This is a genomic window from Streptococcus sp. CF8-6, from assembly GCF_024295845.1.
GTDB lineage: Bacteria > Bacillota > Bacilli > Lactobacillales > Streptococcaceae > Streptococcus > Streptococcus oralis_BO.
The window spans coordinates 394,540-412,552 of sequence record NZ_JANCOF010000001.1; the positions used below are offsets into that span (position 1 = coordinate 394,540).

Genomic DNA, 18,013 nt, shown 5'->3' on the forward strand with positions numbered 1-18,013 from the left:
TATAGAAGGAGAAGTCTCATGGCAGTTAAAGATTTCATGACCCGTAAGGTAGTTTATATCAGTCCAGATACGACTGTAGCACACGCAGCAGATTTGATGCGCGAGCAAGGTTTGCACCGTTTACCTGTTATCGAAAACGATCAATTAGTCGGATTGGTAACAGAAGGAACCATCGCGGAAGCCAGCCCATCTAAAGCAACCAGTCTCTCTATCTATGAGATGAATTATCTTCTGAATAAAACCAAAGTAAAAGATGTAATGATTCGAGATGTCGTGACGGTTTCTGGCTATGCTAGTCTAGAAGATGCGACCTACCTTATGCTGAAAAATAAAATTGGGATATTACCAGTCGTAGACAATCATCAGGTCTACGGCGTCATTACAGATCGCGATGTTTTTCAGGCTTTCTTGGAAATCGCTGGATACGGAGAAGAGGGGATTCGTGTTCGTTTCATTACAGAAAATGAAGTAGGAGTACTGGGGAAAATTGTAGCTTTAATTGTAGATGAGGATTTAAATATTTCCCATACTGTAAACATTCCACGTAAGGATGGCAAGGTCGTCATCGAAGTTCAAATTGATGGAAAAATCGATTTGACTGCATTAAAGGATAAGTTTGAAAAAGAAGGAATTCAAGTAGAGGAGATCACTCATACCTCTGCAAAAGTCCTTTAAACCAGAGGCTTTAGAGCCTCTTTTCTTATGCCATCAAAAGCGGTGAAGAGCAAAATATGGAAAGAAATGAGAGATTATGGTATAATAAAACGATATGAAAAGGAGTATCTATGGACATTTCAGAAATTCGTCAAAAAATTGACGCTAATCGTGAAAAATTAGCTTCTTTTAGGGGGTCTCTTTGACCTCGAAGGCTTAGAGGAAGAGATTGCCATCTTGGAAAACAAGATGACAGAACCTGATTTTTGGAACGATAATATCGCGGCCCAAAAAACGTCGCAAGAATTAAATGAATTAAAAAACACTTACAACACCTTCCGTAAAATGGAAGAGTTGCAGGATGAAGTTGAGATTTTATTGGACTTTTTAGCAGAAGACGAGTCAGTCCATGATGAACTGGTCGAACAGTTGACGGAACTGGATAAGATGATGACCAGCTACGAGATGACCCTTCTCTTGTCAGAACCTTATGACCATAATAATGCAATCTTGGAAATCCATCCAGGATCTGGTGGTACTGAGGCACAGGACTGGGGCGATATGTTGCTTCGTATGTATACTCGTTATGGAAATGCCAAAGGCTTTAAAGTAGAAGTCTTGGATTACCAAGCTGGTGATGAAGCAGGTATCAAATCTGTGACCTTGTCTTTTGAAGGACCCAATGCTTATGGCCTACTTAAATCAGAAATGGGTGTTCACCGTTTGGTCCGTATCTCGCCATTTGACTCTGCCAAACGTCGCCATACTTCCTTTACATCCGTAGAGGTTATGCCTGAGTTGGATGATACCATCGAAGTGGAGATTCGTGAAGATGATATCAAAATGGATACCTTCCGTTCAGGTGGTGCTGGAGGACAGAACGTCAATAAAGTTTCAACTGGTGTGCGTTTGACACACATTCCTACGGGAACTGTCGTCCAATCAACGGTCGATCGTACCCAGTATGGAAATAGAGATCGTGCCATGAAGATGTTGCAGGCTAAGCTCTATCAAATGGAGCAAGAAAAGAAAGCTGCGGAAGTCGATTCCCTTAAAGGTGAGAAAAAAGAAATCACATGGGGAAGCCAAATCCGTTCTTATGTTTTTACGCCTTATACTATGGTAAAAGATCACCGTACAAGCTTTGAAGTTGCTCAGGTAGATAAGGTGATGGATGGAGATCTTGATGGTTTTATCGATGCCTACCTCAAGTGGCGAATCAGCTAAGATAGAAAGGAACTCATATGTCAATCATTGAAATGAGAGATGTTGTCAAAAAGTATGACAATGGAACGACTGCCCTGCGTGGAGTGTCTGTTACCATTGAACCAGGAGAGTTTGCCTATATTGTAGGACCTTCTGGGGCAGGGAAGTCAACCTTTATTCGAGCTTTATATCGTGAAGTAAAGATCGAAAAAGGAAGCCTATCAGTTGCAGGCTTTAATTTAGTTAAAATTAAGAAGAAAGATGTCCCATTACTACGTCGTAGTGTCGGGGTAGTCTTTCAGGATTACAAACTCTTGCCTAAGAAGACCGTTTATGAGAATATTGCCTATGCAATGGAAGTAATCGGTGAGAGCCGTCGCAACATCAAAAAACGTGTTATGGAAGTATTGGACCTGGTTGGTTTGAAACATAAGGTTCGCTCTTTCCCTAATGAACTCTCAGGTGGAGAGCAGCAACGGATTGCGATTGCGCGTGCGATTGTCAACAATCCTAAAGTATTGATTGCCGATGAGCCAACAGGAAACTTGGACCCAGATAATTCATGGGAAATTATGAATCTGTTGGAACGCATCAATCTCCAAGGTACTACTGTCTTGATGGCGACTCACAATAGCCAGATTGTAAATACCTTGCGCCACCGTGTCATTGCCATTGAAAATGGCCGTGTCGTTCGTGACGAAGCTAAAGGAGAATATGGATACGATGATTAGTAGATTTTTTCGCCATTTATTTGAATCATTAAAAAGTTTAAAACGAAATGGCTGGATGACAGTAGCAGCAGTGAGTTCGGTTATGATTACCTTGACCCTCGTTGCCCTGTTTGCATCTGTAATTTTTAATACAGCAAAACTGGCTACCGATATTGAAAACAACGTTCGGGTCATGGTATACATTCGTAAGGATGTAGCTGATAACAGTGAAACGATTGAAAAAGAAGGTCAGACAGTTACCAATAATGACTACCACAAGGTTTATGATGCTTTGAAAGCTATACCTGCTGTTAAGAGTGTTACCTTCTCAAGTAAAGAAGAACAGTACGAAAAACTAACGGAAACAATGGGTGACGATTGGAAGGTCTTTGAAGGGGATGCAAACCCTCTCTATGATGCTTATATCGTTGATACAAATTCTCCGAGTGATGTTAAAACGGTAGCTGAAGAAGCTAAGAAAATTGAGGGAGTATCAGAGGTTCAAGATGGTGGAGCCAACACTCAACGACTTTTTGAACTGGCTTCCTTTATCCGTGTTTGGGGATTGGTTATTGCAGGGCTCTTGATTTTTATCGCAGTCTTCCTCATTTCCAATACCATTCGTATCACTATTATTTCACGTAGTCGTGAGATTCAGATTATGCGTCTGGTAGGAGCGAGAAATGGCTACATCCGTGGTCCATTCTTGCTAGAAGGTGCTTTTATTGGCTTGCTTGGTGCAGCGATTCCTTCTGTCCTTGTTTTCTTTGTTTACAATATGGTTTATCAATCGGTCAATAAATCCTTGGTAGGTCAAAACTTGTCAATGATTACACCAGATGTGTTTATTCCTTTGATGACAGTCCTATTATTTATAATTGGAATTTTCATTGGTTCAATTGGTTCGGGGATTTCGATGCGTCGATTCTTGAAGATCTAGTTGGATTTAAATGCAAATTGCAGAACAAATCAGAAAAATAATACATTTTTAAAAGAGAAGTTTTCGTAAACTTCTCTTTTTCCTTTTTAAAAATTAAAAAAAATAGACAATTTTTTTATAAAAGCCTTTACAAAAAAAATAAAAGTGGTATAATTAATACATAACCAAATGCAAACGTTTTCGTAAAACGTTTGCCTAAATAAAATAAAGGAGATTTGAATGATGAAAGCTACATTCAAAAATGTCTTGTCTTTCGAATTTTGGCAAAAATTCGGTAAGGCTTTAATGGTGGTTATCGCCGTTATGCCAGCGGCGGGATTGATGATCTCAATCGGTAAATCAATCGTGATGATCGACCCAAACCTTGCTCCTCTAGTGATTACAGGTGGAATCCTTGAGCAAATTGGTTGGGGGGTTATCGGTAACCTTCATATCTTGTTTGCCCTTGCTATTGGGGGAAGCTGGGCAAAAGAACGTGCAGGTGGTGCATTTGCAGCCGGACTTGCCTTTATCTTGATTAACCGTATTACAGGTACTATCTTCGGTGTTACAGGTGATATGTTGAAAAACCCTGAAGCAATGGTTACTACCTTCTTTGGTGGTTCAATCAAGGTTGCTGACTACTTTATCAGCGTTCTTGAGGCACCAGCGCTTAACATGGGGGTTTTCGTAGGGATTATCTCTGGTTTTGTAGGGGCAACTGCCTATAACAAATACTACAACTACCGTAAACTTCCTGATGCCCTTTCATTCTTCAACGGGAAACGTTTTGTACCATTCGTCGTTATTCTTCGTTCAACTATTGCTGCAATTTTACTTGCTGCCTTTTGGCCAGTAGTTCAAACAGGTATCAACAACTTCGGTATTTGGATTGCCAACTCACAAGAAACTGCTCCAGTTCTTGCACCATTCTTGTATGGTACTTTGGAACGTTTGCTTTTGCCATTCGGTCTTCACCACATGTTGACAATCCCAATGAACTACACAGCTCTTGGTGGAACATACGAAGTGTTAACTGGTGCAGCAAAAGGAACACAAGTATTTGGTCAAGATCCACTTTGGCTTGCATGGGTAACTGACCTTGTTAACCTTAAGGGTTCAAATGCTGACCAATACCAACACCTTCTTACAACAGTCACTCCAGCTCGTTTCAAAGTTGGACAAATGATTGGTTCATTTGGTATCTTGATGGGTATCATCGTTGCTATCTACCGCAATGTTGATGCTGACAAGAAACACCAATACAAGGGTATGATGATTGCGACAGCTCTTGCAACATTCTTGACAGGGGTTACTGAACCTATCGAGTATATGTTCATGTTCATCGCAACGCCTCTTTACCTTGTTTATGCAGTAGTTCAAGGTGCTGCCTTTGCTATGGCAGATATTGTTCACCTTCGTGTCCACTCATTCGGTTCAATTGAATTCTTGACTCGTACACCATTGGCAATTAATGCTGGTATTGGTATGGATATCGTTAACTTTATCTGGGTAACTGTTCTCTTTGCGGTTATCATGTACTTCATTGCTAACTTCATGATTAAGAAATTTAACTACGCAACTCCAGGACGTAACGGAAACTACGAAACTGCTGAAGGAGCATCAGAAGAAGCAGCTCCTGGAACTCCAAAAGTTGCAGCAGCTTCTCAAGCCGTAAATATCATTAACCTTCTTGGTGGCCGTGCAAATATCGTAGATGTGGATGCGTGTATGACTCGTCTTCGTGTAACTGTTAAAGACGCAGATCGCGTTGGTACTGAGGAACAATGGAAAGCAGAAGGAGCTATGGGTCTTGTCATGAAAGGACAAGGAGTCCAAGCTATCTACGGACCAAAAGCTGACGTATTGAAATCTGATATCCAAGATATCCTTGACTCAGGTGAAGTAATTCCTGAAACTCTTCCAAGTCAAATGACAGAAACTCAACAAAATACTGTCCATTTCAAAGGTGTAACTGAGGAAGTTTACTCAGTAGCTGACGGTCAAGTTATTGCCTTGGAACAAGTGGAAGATCCAGTTTTTGCTCAAAAAATGATGGGTGATGGATTTGCAGTAGAGCCAGCAAATGGCAACATTGTATCTCCAGTTACTGGTACTGTATCAAGTATCTTCCCAACAAAACACGCTCTTGGTCTTGTCACAGACTCAGGTCTTGAAGTGCTTGTTCATATCGGTTTGGATACAGTAAGTCTTGAAGGAAAACCATTTACTGTTCATGTTTCTGAAGGACAAAAAGTGGCTGCTGGTGATCTTCTTGTTACAGCTGACTTGGATGCTATTCGAGAAGCAGGACGTAAAACATCAACAGTGGTTGTCTTCACAAATGGTGATGTCCTCAAATCAGTTAAATTAGAACAAACAGGTTCTCTTGCAGCTAAAACAGCAGTTGCTAAAGTAGAATTGTAATATACTTGGGGTTGGAAGCTGTTTTCCAACCTCTTGTTTTAGGAGAAAAGCATGAAATTTCTAACACTCAATACCCACAGTTGGATGGAGAAGGAATCAGAGGAAAAATTCCAAATCTTACTCCAAGACATCCTCGAAAAGGACTATGATTTGATTTGTTTCCAAGAAATCAATCAAGAAATGACTTCGCCTGAGGTAGAGGTTAACAATTACTATCAAGCTTTACCATCAGCAGAACCCATTCATCAGGATCACTATGTCCGACTTCTGGTTGAAAAATTGGCTGAGAAAGGGAAAAACTACTACTGGACTTGGGCTTACAATCATATTGGATATGACCGCTACCATGAAGGCGTAGCAATCTTATCCAAAACACCTATTAAGGCGCGTGAGATTTTAGTATCAGATGTAGATGATCCAACGGACTACCATACTCGCCGTGTTGCCTTGGCTGAGACAGAGGTTGAAGGTAAGGAACTTGCTCTTGCAAGCGTTCATCTCTCTTGGTGGGATAAAGGTTTCCAAGAAGAATGGGCACGATTTGAGGCTGTACTAAAAGAGTTGAACAAACCTCTGATTTTAGCAGGTGATTTTAATAATCCAGCTGGTCAGGAAGGCTATCAAGCGATTTTAGCTAGCCCATTAGGATTGCAAGACGCGTTTGAAGTTGCGAAAGAAAGAAGTGGTAGCTACACCGTTCCACCAGAAATTGATGGTTGGAAAGGCAATACCGAGCCATTACGAATCGACTACGTCTTTACGACCAAAGAGTTAGAAGTAGAGAGTTTACAAGTAGTTTTTGATGGCCAAAATAGTCCACAAGTCAGTGATCATTATGGTTTGAATGCTGTATTGACCTGGAAATAATGAAAGAGGTTGGAATCAGAGGTTCCAACCTTTTAAGCTACTTGAATCTTTACTACAGGACTGAGACTCAAATGGGGCTACTGCAATAGGACAAAATATGGTATAATTGAAAGGATAGAATCGAGGATAGTATGTCATTTAAGAAATTTCAATTTAAAAATTATATAGTAGAAGCCTTGGAGGAGTTGAAGTTTACGACTCCTACCGAAGTTCAGGAAAAGTTGATTCCTATTGTCTTGGCAGGTCGTGACTTGGTGGGCGAGTCAAAAACTGGTTCAGGAAAGACTCATACTTTCTTATTACCCATTTTCCAGCAATTAGATGAAACTAGCGATAGTGTGCAAGCGGTCATTACTGCACCAAGTCGTGAGTTGGCTACTCAAATCTACCAAGCAGCTCGTCAGATTGCAGCTCACTCAGATATCGAAGTTCGTGTGGTTAATTATGTGGGTGGTACGGATAAGGCGCGTCAGATTGATAAATTAGCGAGTAGCCAGCCCCACATTGTCATCGGGACTCCAGGTCGTATCTATGATTTGGTCAAATCTGGTGATTTGGCTATTCACAAGGCTAAGACCTTTGTTATCGATGAAGCCGATATGACCTTAGATATGGGATTCTTGGAAACTGTTGATAAGATTGCAGGAAGCCTTCCAAAAGACTTGCAATTCATGGTTTTTTCAGCAACTATTCCACAAAAATTGCAACCGTTCTTGAAAAAATACTTGTCAAATCCTGTCATGGAAAAAATCAAGACTAAAACAGTTATCTCAGATACGATCGATAATTGGTTGATTTCGACCAAGGGCCGCGACAAGAATGCTCAAATTTACCAGCTGACTCAGTTGATGCAGCCTTATTTGGCAATGATTTTTGTTAACACCAAAACGCGTGCTGATGAGTTACATGCCTACTTGACTGCTCAAGGATTGAAGGTGGCTAAGATTCATGGAGATATTGCTCCTCGTGAACGCAAACGGATCATGAATCAGGTGAAAAATCTGGATTTTGAGTACATTGTTGCAACAGACTTGGCAGCGCGTGGAATTGACATTGAAGGGGTCAGCCATGTTATCAATGATGTCATTCCGCAAGACTTGTCTTTCTTTGTTCACCGTGTTGGACGAACTGGACGTAATGGTCTACCTGGTACAGCGATTACCCTTTATCAGCCAAGCGATGACTCGGATATCCGTGAGTTGGAGAAATTAGGAATCAAGTTTATTCCTAAGATGGTCAAAGACGGAGAGTTTCAAGATACCTATGACCGTGATCGTCGTGCCAACCGTGAAAAGAAGCAGGATAAGCTTGATATCGAAATGATTGGTTTGGTCAAAAAGAAAAAGAAAAAAGTCAAACCTGGCTATAAGAAGAAGATTCAATGGGCGGTGGATGAAAAACGCCGCAAAACCAAGCGTGCTGAAAATCGCGCACGTGGCCGTGCAGAGCGAAAAGCCAAACGCCAAACATTTTAAAAACAAAATTGGAGCTGAATGGCTCCTTTTTGTAACTTTGTTTTATAAATTATCGAAAAGAATGCAAAAATGAGTAAAAAGTGGTATAATGATAAGGTTATATAGTCCCGATAAGATGGTAGGTATTCATTACTAGTAGTTTTCCTATCAGTACTTTGTAACTCTATAACAATATTTTTTAAGGGGGGACATTTTTATGTCAGAACGTAAATTATTCACGTCTGAATCTGTATCTGAGGGGCATCCGGATAAGATTGCAGACCAAATTTCAGATGCGATTTTGGATGCTATTTTAGCAAAGGATCCAGATGCGCACGTTGCTGCTGAGACAGCTGTCTACACAGGTTCCGTCCATGTTTTTGGTGAAATTTCTACAAATGCTTATGTGGATATCAACCGTGTGGTTCGTGATACCATTGCAGAGATTGGTTATACCAATACAGAGTATGGTTTTTCTGCGGAGACGGTGGGGGTTCATCCGTCACTTGTTGAGCAGTCACCAGATATTGCCCAAGGTGTTAACGAAGCTTTAGAGGTTCGTGGGAATGCAGATCAAGATCCACTGGACTTGATTGGTGCTGGTGACCAAGGGCTCATGTTTGGATTTGCAGTAGATGAGACAGAGGAACTCATGCCATTACCAATCTCACTTAGCCACAAGTTGGTTCGTCGTTTGGCAGAACTTCGTAAGTCTGGTGAAATCAGCTATCTTCGTCCAGATGCTAAATCACAAGTTACGGTTGAGTATGATGAAAATGATCGTCCAGTACGTGTGGATACAGTCGTTATTTCAACTCAGCACGACCCAGAAGTTAGCAATGAACAAATTCACAATGATGTGATTAGCAAAGTTATCAAGGAAGTTATTCCAGCTTCTTACTTGGATGAGCAAACCAAATTCTTCATCAATCCAACTGGTCGCTTTGTAATCGGTGGACCTCAAGGGGACTCAGGTTTGACTGGTCGTAAGATTATCGTGGATACCTATGGTGGCTACTCTCGCCATGGTGGTGGTGCCTTCTCTGGTAAGGATGCGACGAAGGTGGACCGTTCAGCCTCTTATGCGGCTCGCTACATTGCTAAGAATATTGTTGCAGCAGGTCTTGCTAAGAAGGCAGAAGTGCAATTGGCTTATGCTATTGGGGTGGCACAGCCTGTTTCTGTTCGTATCGATACTTTTGGTACAGGAACAGTAGCTGAAAGCAAGCTTGAAGAAGCAGCGCGTCAAATCTTCGACCTTCGCCCTGCAGGAATTATCCAAATGCTAGACCTCAAACGTCCAATTTACCGTCAAACAGCGGCTTATGGACACATGGGACGTACAGATATTGACCTTCCATGGGAACGTTTGGACAAGGTAGATGCTTTGAAAGAAGCGGTGAAATAAAACTAAAAGATTGGTAGCTGTGCACTACCAATCTTTTTTGCAAAAGAAAACCAGCTTTTGGCTGGTCTTCTTATTTTATAGGGATTGAAATCTCAATCAATTTATCCGAATAGAGGGTCTTGATATTGGCTTCGTCAATGCTTCCTTTGTCGATTTTACGCTTTAAGAAGAAGTCTTGGATGGTTTCAATTTCAGGTTCACGAATAGCACGGTGTTTATTGGAAATGAGGATTTCATAGTGAAGCGGGGCTTGTGTGAAAACCACATCTGTATTTCCGGCAGAATAGACCTCGACAAGAGTTGCGTCAGTACTTTCTAATTGGCTTTTAACAAGTTGCGAGTGTGAATTAGTCGTGTTGATAAGCTTCATAACAGTTCCTCCGATTTTCTAACTCTATTATAGCACTTTTTGGATAAAATCGTGTATTTTAGCCAATTCCATGCTGGATTTTCCAAGCTTCTATTCCCCATTTATGGCTACCACGTTTGAGTTTTTCAATTGCTTCATCAATAGGAAACCAAGCAATATGATTAAAATCTTCCAATGGTTTTTGTACTTTTTGGAAAGAAGTAGCTTCATAGAGATAAGCTGGATTGTAGTAGTAGGTATCACGGTGGCGAGAGTAGAAATACTCATCAGCTTGCCCATAATAGGTTCCAATCTCAGCTGTAAAGCCAAGTTCTTCGATTAGTTCTCTCTTCAGTGCTTCTTGATGATCTTCGCCTGCTTCAATCTCTCCGCCTGGCAAGAACCAAGCACCATTGGGGGCTTGAACTAGGACAATTTGTTTTTTCTCCGCATCCGGAATAACTGCGTACACACCATAGCGGGGCTGGTAGGTCACATTCTCTTTTTTATCACCAAAAGTTGGGTTTGACATTGTATTTTCCTCATTCTCTAGTATCTTTATTATTATCATAATGGACAAGGGGCTAGCTGTCAAGAATAAACCAACGAACTTGTGTAGAAATAGCTACTTTGTCTTGATCAATACTTATCTAGTTAAACTTTCCAACTCTCGTACTATAACTGGTATAATAAAAGAGAGGTGATTTTATGGCAGAATCAAGACTATTTCGTATCCTATATCTACTTTTAGAAAAAGGTAGCATAACGGCTCCTGAATTAGCCCGATTATTTGAAGTATCTGTACGAACGATTTATCGCGATATTGAGCGGTTGAGTATGGCGGGAATCCCTCTATATTCAGTACCTGGAAAGGCGGGCGGAATCTTTTTAATGAAGGACTTTGTTCTGGATCGTACTCTCGTATCGGAGGATGAAAAATTAGAACTTCTGTCAGCTTTGCAAGGAATTCAAGCCCTGACCGATGATAGGCAAGACCTGTTACTTGAAAAATTGGAATCTATTTTTCAAGTTTCTACCAGCCCTTGGATAGAAGTAGACTTGACTGACTGGAGAAAGCGAGAAGGTCAAAAAGAATTATTCGATAACATCAAACATGCTATTCTAGAGAAAAGGCAACTGGTGATCACTTATCTAGGTGGAAGTGGTCAGAAAACGATTCGTACAGTCGAGCCCTTTAGACTCATATTTAAAAAGAGAGATTGGTATCTTTATGCCTACTGTTGTTTGAAAGAAGAGTGGCATTTTTTCAAATTATCCAGAATTAGGAATTATCACCTAACAACTGAAACTGTGAAGCAGAAAAATGTGATGGATTGCGTCGATAGTTCAGATCAAGTGGCAAATCAAATCGAAGTTTCCTTGAAGTTTAGCCCCAAGCTTGCTTTCCGGGTTTATGAAGATTTTTCAGAAGATGAGATTAGCTTGGGGAAAGATGGATGTTATTATGTCAAGACAGTCCTACCAGAGCATGAAAGTCTGTATACTTACCTCCTGTCTTATCTAGATGGAGTGGAAATACTCGCCCCCAATCATCTGAAGAAGGAATTGCTTTCTAGATTAGAAAAAATCCAAAAACTTTACAAACCTTGACAAAAGATGTCAGGGTTTTGGTGCTATACTAGAGATAGAAAGGAGAAGAACCAAATGAAATACGAATGGAGAAAAGAATCGAAAGATCTTTATCAAGTGAAAGCCAGGCCCAGCATCCTGCAGGTACCAGGTCAATCCTATATCGTGATTGATGGTAAAGGTGATCCAAATCAAGAAGATTTTTCAGAACGCGTAGGGGCCTTATATGCCTTAGCCTATGCGATAAAGATGAAGTATAAAAAAGCTCCTATGGATGAGGTTTACACTGATTTTACTGTCTTTCCTTTAGAAGGTGTATGGAAAAAGGAGAAGGAGGGAGAACTGGTAAAAAGTGAGCTTTCTTATAGCATTATGATTGGGCAACCCGATTTTATTACGAGAGAACTATATGAAAAAGCTTTGGAAGAGGTCAAAATCAAGAAGCCAAGTCTACTCTATGAGTCTATTCGTTTTGAAAAAATGGAAGAAGGCCAAAGCCTTGCTATGCTTCATGTAGGACCTTTTGATACTGAAAATGAGACTTTTGCAGAGATGGAGCATTTTTGTCAACTTCATAAGCTCAAAAGAACTTCGGAAGTCCATCGAGAAATTTATCTCACTAATCTTCATCGAACGGAGCCAAGCAAATTAAAAACAATTCTTCGCTATCAAGTTCAAGAAGAGAATTAAAAAAGAACAGGAAATCTTGTTTCCTGTTCTTTTTATGAAGTTTATTCTTCTATTTCAGAAGCAATCTCTTCTGTTTTCTCAGTTTTTTTGGCAGATTTGATTTGAATTTTGCCATTGCTTGTCATAACTGCCTTGAGGTCTTTTTCGCTTGGATTTTCAAGGTAGAAGTCAGTGATGGCATCCTCGATATGGTCTTGAATGGTGCGACGGAGTGGCCGTGCTCCCATTTTTGGGTCATATCCCAAGTCAACCAACTTTTCCTTGACCTTGTCTGTCACATCGAGGTGGATATTGTTACTAGAGAGGCGTTTGTTGACATCCGCTAGCATGAGTTCGACGATTTGGAGAAGGTTGTCCTTGCTGAGAGGTTTAAATTCGATGATGCCATCAAAACGGTTCATAAACTCTGGACTAAAGAAGTTGCCGAGTTCACCGAGAACAGAGTTGGTTCGACCTTCACGAGCTGCCCCAAAACCAACGCTAGCTTCGGCCTTACCCGTACCTGCATTTGAGGTCATGATAATGATGGCATCCTTGAAGCTAACTGTACGTCCTTGCCCATCAGTCAAACGACCATCATCCAAGACTTGAAGGAACATGTGCATCACATCTGGATGGGCTTTTTCGACTTCATCGAGAAGGATGAGAGAGTAGGGATTGCGACGAACTTTTTCCGTTAACTGACCAGCTTCATCATAGCCAACATAACCTGGAGGGGCTCCGACTAATTTAGCCACACTGTGTTTTTCCATGTATTCACTCATATCAAAGCGAATCATGCTGTCAGCAGAACCAAAGAGCTCAATGGCTAGTTGTTTGGAAAGTTCTGTTTTACCGACACCAGTTGGTCCGACAAAGAGGAAGCTTCCGATTGGCCGGTTAGGAGTTCCAAGTCCAACACGATTACGACGGATGGCTTTAGCAATCTTATCGACAGCTTCATCTTGACCTATAACATGGGCCTTGAGGTCGTCTGCTAGATGGATAAGCTGAGACTGTTCTTTTTCTTTGAGTTCTCCAACAGGGATATTGGTTTTCTGCTCAATGATATGTTCAATGGTTTTCTCACTGATGATAGGAGTATCCTGATCGGTCACCTTGTTCTTTTGCATTTCTTTGTACTTGGCAATCTGATCGCGGAAATAAGCAGCCTTTTCGAAATCTTCCTCTCGAGTAGCCTGAGCCTTGAGATTCTCGGCTTCAATTAAACGCTGATCAATCACTTTAGGATCAACAAAGTTCAGTGTTAGATTCATCTTTGAACCAGCTTCGTCCAACAGGTCAATAGCCTTGTCTGGCAAGAAGCGGTCTTGGATGTAGCGGTTGGAAAGATTTGCAGCAGCTTCGATAGCAGCATCAGTATACTTGACGTGATGGTAGTCTTCGTATTTCTTTTGAACTCCTTTAAGGATGATAATGGTTTCTTCGACAGTTGGTTCATCTACCTTGACAGGTTGCATGCGGCGCTCTAGAGCAGCATCTTTTTCAATGATGCGGTATTCATTGAGAGTAGTGGCTCCGACCAGTTGCAATTCACCACGGGCAAGGGCTGGTTTGAGGATATTGCCTGCATCCATATTGCCATCACCTGCTGATCCTGCGCCAACAATTTCATGGATTTCGTCGATAAAGAGGATGATGTCCTCACGTTTGCGGATTTCTTCCATGAGTTTTTGCATACGTTCTTCAAATTGGCCTCGAATCCCTGTTCCTTGTACTAGACTGACCACATCCAGGCGGATGACCTGCTTGCCTTGAAGTTTATGGGGAACATCGCCATCGACAATCTTCTGAGCTAGACCTTCCACAACGGCTGTTTTACCAACACCCGGTTCTCCGATGAGGACAGGATTGTTCTTGGTTCGACGGTTGAGGATTTCGATAACGCGGATAATTTCCTCATCTCGACCGATAACAGGGTCAATATCTCCCCGACGAGCAATCTCAGTAATATTGATACCATATTCCTCAAGGAGTCCTCTTTCTTGGCTAGGTGGTGTTTGAAGCGGACCTCGGTTTTGAGGTCCATAACCACCGTTTCCTCCATATCCCCCACCAGATTGAGTTGGAGGGATGTTATTAGAAGAAGGTTTGAAATTGTTCAAATCATTGAAAAAGTCGCCGAATGGGTCAAAGTCATGATTGTTTAAGTCAGTCATTCCTTTAAAGAGGGTATTATTTGGATCTGTTTTGATAATTTTATAGCAATTTTGACAGAGATCAATTTGCTTTTGCTGTCCATTGATATTGGTATACAGATGAATTGTTGAGTCGTTAATTTTACAGTTTTGACAGAGCATACATCTACCTCATTTCATTCTTATTCTCGGCCTAAGAAAAAGGTCAAGAATAGTCAAAGTTTTATACTTTCATTATAGCATGATTAAGGTGTAAAGCAAGTAAAAAGATTGGGAAGTGGTCGTTTTTAAAAGAAGGATTTATGGAGAATCAAGCGACATTGAAGGTAAGAAAAAATCCCATTTGCGGTGACAAAAAGGATTCTCATTTATCGGGCCTTACTGCCCGTTGTTTTTATATTAGTAAAGGAGTTCGTAGATCTCCATTGCAATCAAATCAATGCTATCAAAGGTATAAGTTTCACGAGCTTCTACATCGCGAAGGGTGAAGAGTGATCCGTTTTCTTCGTCGTGGCTGTATGTAACTTCTGCGACAACAACACCTTCACGTTCAAAATTACGTTTTAGATTTCCACCATCTTTTGTCATTGCTTCTAGGCGGTTAATGATTCTAACCAAATGTGATTCCATTTTGATTCTCCTCCATTTCTTATCGTTTCTATTTTACCATAAACAAGAGGTAGTTGACTAGAAAAAAACTGTGATTTCTCTCTATTTCTCCACTCTAACAAGTTAATTGTTAAAATTGGTGAAAAAAGATTGCATTTTAATTCAATTCATGTTATAATCATACAATCCAATACATAGAAAGTTGATTGAATATGAATTTTTCTTTTTTACCAAAGTATTTACCATATTTTAACTATGGTGCTCTGATTACCGTATTGATTTCCATCCTTGTTGTCTGCTTAGGAACCATTATAGGTGTGTTACTGGCCTTTGCCCAACGTTCACGCTTTAAACCGCTCGTTTGGTTTGCCAATGTGTATGTTTGGATTTTCCGTGGTACTCCAATGATGGTTCAGATTATGATTGCCTTTGCTCTTATGCATATCAATGCTCCGACTATCCAAGTGGGAATTTTAGGAGTTGATCTTTCTCGTTTGATTCCTGGTATTCTGATTATTTCTATGAACAGTGGTGCTTACGTTTCAGAAACTGTTCGTGCGGGGATCAATGCGGTTCCTAAAGGGCAGTTAGAGGCCGCTTACTCTCTAGGTATTCGTCCGAAAAATGCCATGCGTTATGTCATTTTGCCACAAGCTATCAAAAATATTCTTCCAGCTCTGGGAAATGAATTTATCACCATTATCAAGGATAGTTCCCTCTTGTCTGCGATTGGGGTGATGGAGTTGTGGAATGGTGCAACGACTGTAGCGACAACAACTTATTTACCGTTGACTCCTCTTTTATTTGCAGCCTTTTACTACTTGATTATGACCTCTGTTTTGACAGTGGCGTTGAAAGCATTTGAAAAACATATTGGACAAGGAGACAAGAAATAATGACAGAAACCTTGATTAAAATTGAAGAACTACATAAGTCTTTTGGGAAAAATGAAGTTTTAAAAGGCATCAATCTTGAGATTAAACGAGGAGAAGTTGTGGTCATTATCGGTCCGTCAGGGAGTGGGAAATCAACTCTCCTTCGTTCGATGAATCTCCTTGAAGAAGCAAGTAAAGGTAAGGTTATCTTTGAAGGAGTTGATATCACTGATAAGAAAAATGACCTTTTTGCCATGCGTGAAAAGATGGGGATGGTATTCCAACAATTCAACCTCTTTCCCAATATGACAGTGATAGAAAATATCACTTTGTCACCAATTAAAACCAAAGGTGAAAGCAAGGAAGTTGCGGAGAAGAGAGCACAGGAACTGCTAGAAAAAGTTGGTTTGCCAGATAAGGCGACGTCCTATCCACAGAGTTTGTCAGGTGGTCAGCAACAACGGATTGCCATTGCACGTGGACTTGCTATGGAACCAGATGTTTTGCTCTTTGATGAGCCGACTTCAGCCCTGGACCCTGAGATGGTTGGAGAAGTTCTAGCTGTTATGCAAGACCTTGCCAAATCAGGGATGACCATGGTGATTGTGACTCATGAAATGGGCTTTGCGCGTGAGGTAGCAGACCGTGTTATCTTTATGGCGGATGGCGTTGTTGTCGAAGATGGAACGCCAGAAGAGATTTTCGATCAAACAAAAGAACAACGGACCAAGGAATTTTTGAGTAAGGTTTTGTAAGACCTCATTTTTAGAAGAAATGGAGTAGGCATCATGGCTTCCAGTAAAGAATATTTAGATTTTATTCTCGAACAGCTATCAGAGCTAGAGGAGATGAGTTATCGTCCAATGATGGGAGAGTATATCCTTTATTATCGTGGGAAGATTATTGGGGGAATCTATGATAATCGTTTGTTACTGAAGTCTGTGAAGGTAGTCATGGATCAACTGGGACAGACTAGGCTTGAATGTCCTTATGAAGGAGCTAAGGAGATGATTTTGATAGAAGACATTGAAGATAAGTCATTTCTAACGAGATTAATAAAGGAGATGTATGAAGTCTTACCGGCTCCAAAAGTTAAAAAGAAAGCCTGACATATTCGCCTAACGTAAATAGGCTAAAAAGCTCGATACGAGCTTTTTCTTATAGTTTTTGACTATAAGGTCCATTAGGCAAGAAGTGTTAGAATGGCGAGTTAATTTTTGATATAATAGAGGATATTTGATAGAAAAGAGAAGAGATATGGCACAGATTATTGATGGGAAGGCTTTAGCAGCTAAGTTACAAGGACAGTTGGCTGAAAAGACGGCCAAACTAAAAGAAGAAACAGGTCTAGTTCCAGGATTGGTGGTGATTTTGGTGGGGGACAATCCCGCCAGCCAAGTCTACGTTCGTAACAAGGAACGGTCAGCTCTTGCTGCTGGCTTCCGTAGTGAAGTAGTGCGAGTTCCTGAGTCCATTACCCAAGCGGAATTGTTGAACTTGATTGCCAAATACAATCAAGATCCAGCTTGGCATGGGATTTTGGTCCAGTTGCCCTTACCAAAACATATTGATGAAGAGGCAGTTTTATTAGCCATTGATCCCGAAAAAGACGTGGATGGTTTCCATCCCCTAAACATGGGTCGCCTCTGGTCTGGTCACCCAGTTATGATTCCTTCGACACCTGCAGGAATTATGGAGATGTTTCATGAGTATGGGATTGATCTAGAAGGTAAAAATGCGGTTGTTATTGGTCGTTCAAACATTGTTGGAAAGCCCATGGCTCAGCTTCTTTTGGCTAAAAATGCGACTGTGACCTTGACCCACTCACGTACCCATCATCTTGCTAAGGTTGCTGCTAAGGCGGATATTCTTGTGGTTGCAATCGGTCGCGCCAAGTTTGTGACTGCTGACTTTGTCAAACCAGGAGCGGTTGTCATTGACGTTGGGATGAACCGAGATGAAAATGGCAAGCTTTGTGGAGATGTTGATTATGATGCTGTTGCACCACTTGCTAGTCACATCACACCTGTACCTGGTGGAGTTGGTCCTATGACTATTACCATGCTAATGGAGCAAACCTATCAGGCAGCGCTTCGGACACTAAACAAGGACTAGGA

18 protein-coding genes are annotated in these 18,013 nt (G+C 41.0%); 14 read left to right on the forward strand and 4 right to left on the reverse strand.

Annotated features, from left to right (window positions below):
• Positions 1 to 18: 18 nt before the first annotated feature.
• The 8 genes from NML69_RS01890 to metK all read left to right on the forward strand — a co-directional run bounded on the left by NML69_RS01890 (position 19) and on the right by metK (position 9,645).
• Positions 19 to 675, forward strand: coding sequence for a CBS domain-containing protein (locus tag NML69_RS01890; RefSeq protein ID WP_254725145.1), 657 nt, complete (start codon positions 19 to 21; stop codon positions 673 to 675).
• A gap of 110 nt (positions 676 to 785) precedes the next feature.
• Positions 786 to 1,881, forward strand: a protein-coding gene (gene prfB / locus NML69_RS01895) for a peptide chain release factor 2 (protein ID WP_096753628.1) whose coding sequence is annotated in 2 segments (ribosomal slippage) — positions 786 to 857 and positions 859 to 1,881 — 1,095 coding nt in all. Because the reading frame shifts where the segments join, the coding sequence is not laid out codon by codon here.
• 17 nt (positions 1,882 to 1,898) lie between these two features.
• Positions 1,899 to 2,591, forward strand: coding sequence for a cell division ATP-binding protein FtsE (gene ftsE / locus NML69_RS01900; protein ID WP_000022272.1), 693 nt, complete (start codon positions 1,899 to 1,901; stop codon positions 2,589 to 2,591).
• On the forward strand, positions 2,584 to 3,510 hold the full coding sequence (ftsX, locus tag NML69_RS01905; RefSeq protein WP_000625554.1) for a permease-like cell division protein FtsX: 927 nt from the start codon (positions 2,584 to 2,586) through the stop codon (positions 3,508 to 3,510). Before ftsE ends, ftsX begins: the two co-directional genes overlap by 8 nt.
• Before the next feature lie 219 nt (positions 3,511 to 3,729).
• Positions 3,730 to 5,916 (forward strand): PTS transporter subunit IIBC, encoded by a 2,187-nt coding sequence (locus NML69_RS01910; protein WP_254725146.1) that lies wholly within the window; start codon positions 3,730 to 3,732, stop codon positions 5,914 to 5,916.
• A gap of 51 nt (positions 5,917 to 5,967) precedes the next feature.
• Complete coding sequence (locus NML69_RS01915) at positions 5,968 to 6,783, forward strand: endonuclease/exonuclease/phosphatase family protein (RefSeq protein WP_254725147.1); 816 nt, start codon at positions 5,968 to 5,970, stop codon at positions 6,781 to 6,783.
• Positions 6,784 to 6,914: 131 nt separating this feature from the next.
• A complete protein-coding gene (locus NML69_RS01920) occupies positions 6,915 to 8,258 on the forward strand; it encodes a DEAD/DEAH box helicase (protein WP_254725148.1) in 1,344 nt (447 codons plus the stop codon).
• A gap of 196 nt (positions 8,259 to 8,454) precedes the next feature.
• Complete coding sequence (gene metK, locus NML69_RS01925; protein ID WP_254725149.1) at positions 8,455 to 9,645, forward strand: methionine adenosyltransferase; 1,191 nt, start codon at positions 8,455 to 8,457, stop codon at positions 9,643 to 9,645.
• A gap of 70 nt (positions 9,646 to 9,715) precedes the next feature.
• Here metK and NML69_RS01930 read toward each other — a convergent pair whose 3' ends face one another.
• Positions 9,716 to 10,015, reverse strand: a complete 300-nt coding sequence (locus tag NML69_RS01930) for a DUF1827 family protein (RefSeq protein ID WP_000767205.1) — start codon at positions 10,013 to 10,015, stop codon at positions 9,716 to 9,718.
• A 58-nt stretch (positions 10,016 to 10,073) separates the two neighbouring features.
• Positions 10,074 to 10,526, reverse strand: a complete 453-nt coding sequence (locus tag NML69_RS01935; RefSeq protein ID WP_254725150.1) for an NUDIX hydrolase — start codon at positions 10,524 to 10,526, stop codon at positions 10,074 to 10,076.
• 176 nt (positions 10,527 to 10,702) lie between these two features.
• On the opposite strand from NML69_RS01935, the gene NML69_RS01940 reads away from it, so the two are divergent.
• Both NML69_RS01940 and NML69_RS01945 read left to right on the forward strand, forming a co-directional pair.
• Complete coding sequence (locus NML69_RS01940; protein ID WP_254725151.1) at positions 10,703 to 11,605, forward strand: YafY family protein; 903 nt, start codon at positions 10,703 to 10,705, stop codon at positions 11,603 to 11,605.
• Between the two features lie 54 nt (positions 11,606 to 11,659).
• Positions 11,660 to 12,274, forward strand: coding sequence for a GyrI-like domain-containing protein (locus tag NML69_RS01945; RefSeq protein ID WP_254725152.1), 615 nt, complete (start codon positions 11,660 to 11,662; stop codon positions 12,272 to 12,274).
• A gap of 41 nt (positions 12,275 to 12,315) precedes the next feature.
• On the opposite strand, the gene NML69_RS01950 is transcribed toward NML69_RS01945, so the two are convergent.
• Together NML69_RS01950 and NML69_RS01955 are read right to left on the reverse strand one after the other, a co-directional pair.
• Entirely contained in the window at positions 12,316 to 14,574 is a 2,259-nt protein-coding gene (locus NML69_RS01950) for an ATP-dependent Clp protease ATP-binding subunit (protein WP_254725153.1), read from the reverse strand.
• Positions 14,575 to 14,811: 237 nt separating this feature from the next.
• A complete protein-coding gene (locus NML69_RS01955; protein WP_084946744.1) occupies positions 14,812 to 15,042 on the reverse strand; it encodes a YkuJ family protein in 231 nt (76 codons plus the stop codon).
• Between the two features lie 191 nt (positions 15,043 to 15,233).
• Between NML69_RS01955 and NML69_RS01960 the strand changes: the two genes are divergently transcribed.
• The 4 genes from NML69_RS01960 (at position 15,234) to NML69_RS01975 (ending at position 18,011) form a co-directional block, all read left to right on the forward strand.
• Entirely contained in the window at positions 15,234 to 15,917 is a 684-nt protein-coding gene (locus tag NML69_RS01960) for an amino acid ABC transporter permease (protein WP_001011622.1), read from the forward strand.
• Entirely contained in the window at positions 15,917 to 16,651 is a 735-nt protein-coding gene (locus tag NML69_RS01965; protein ID WP_254725154.1) for an amino acid ABC transporter ATP-binding protein, read from the forward strand. The genes NML69_RS01960 and NML69_RS01965 overlap by 1 nt, the downstream gene beginning before the upstream one ends.
• A 33-nt stretch (positions 16,652 to 16,684) precedes the next feature.
• Entirely contained in the window at positions 16,685 to 17,005 is a 321-nt protein-coding gene (locus NML69_RS01970; RefSeq protein ID WP_254725155.1) for a TfoX/Sxy family protein, read from the forward strand.
• A 148-nt stretch (positions 17,006 to 17,153) separates the two neighbouring features.
• Entirely contained in the window at positions 17,154 to 18,011 is an 858-nt protein-coding gene (locus tag NML69_RS01975) for a bifunctional methylenetetrahydrofolate dehydrogenase/methenyltetrahydrofolate cyclohydrolase (protein WP_254725156.1), read from the forward strand.
• The last annotated feature ends 2 nt before the right edge of the window (positions 18,012 to 18,013 follow it).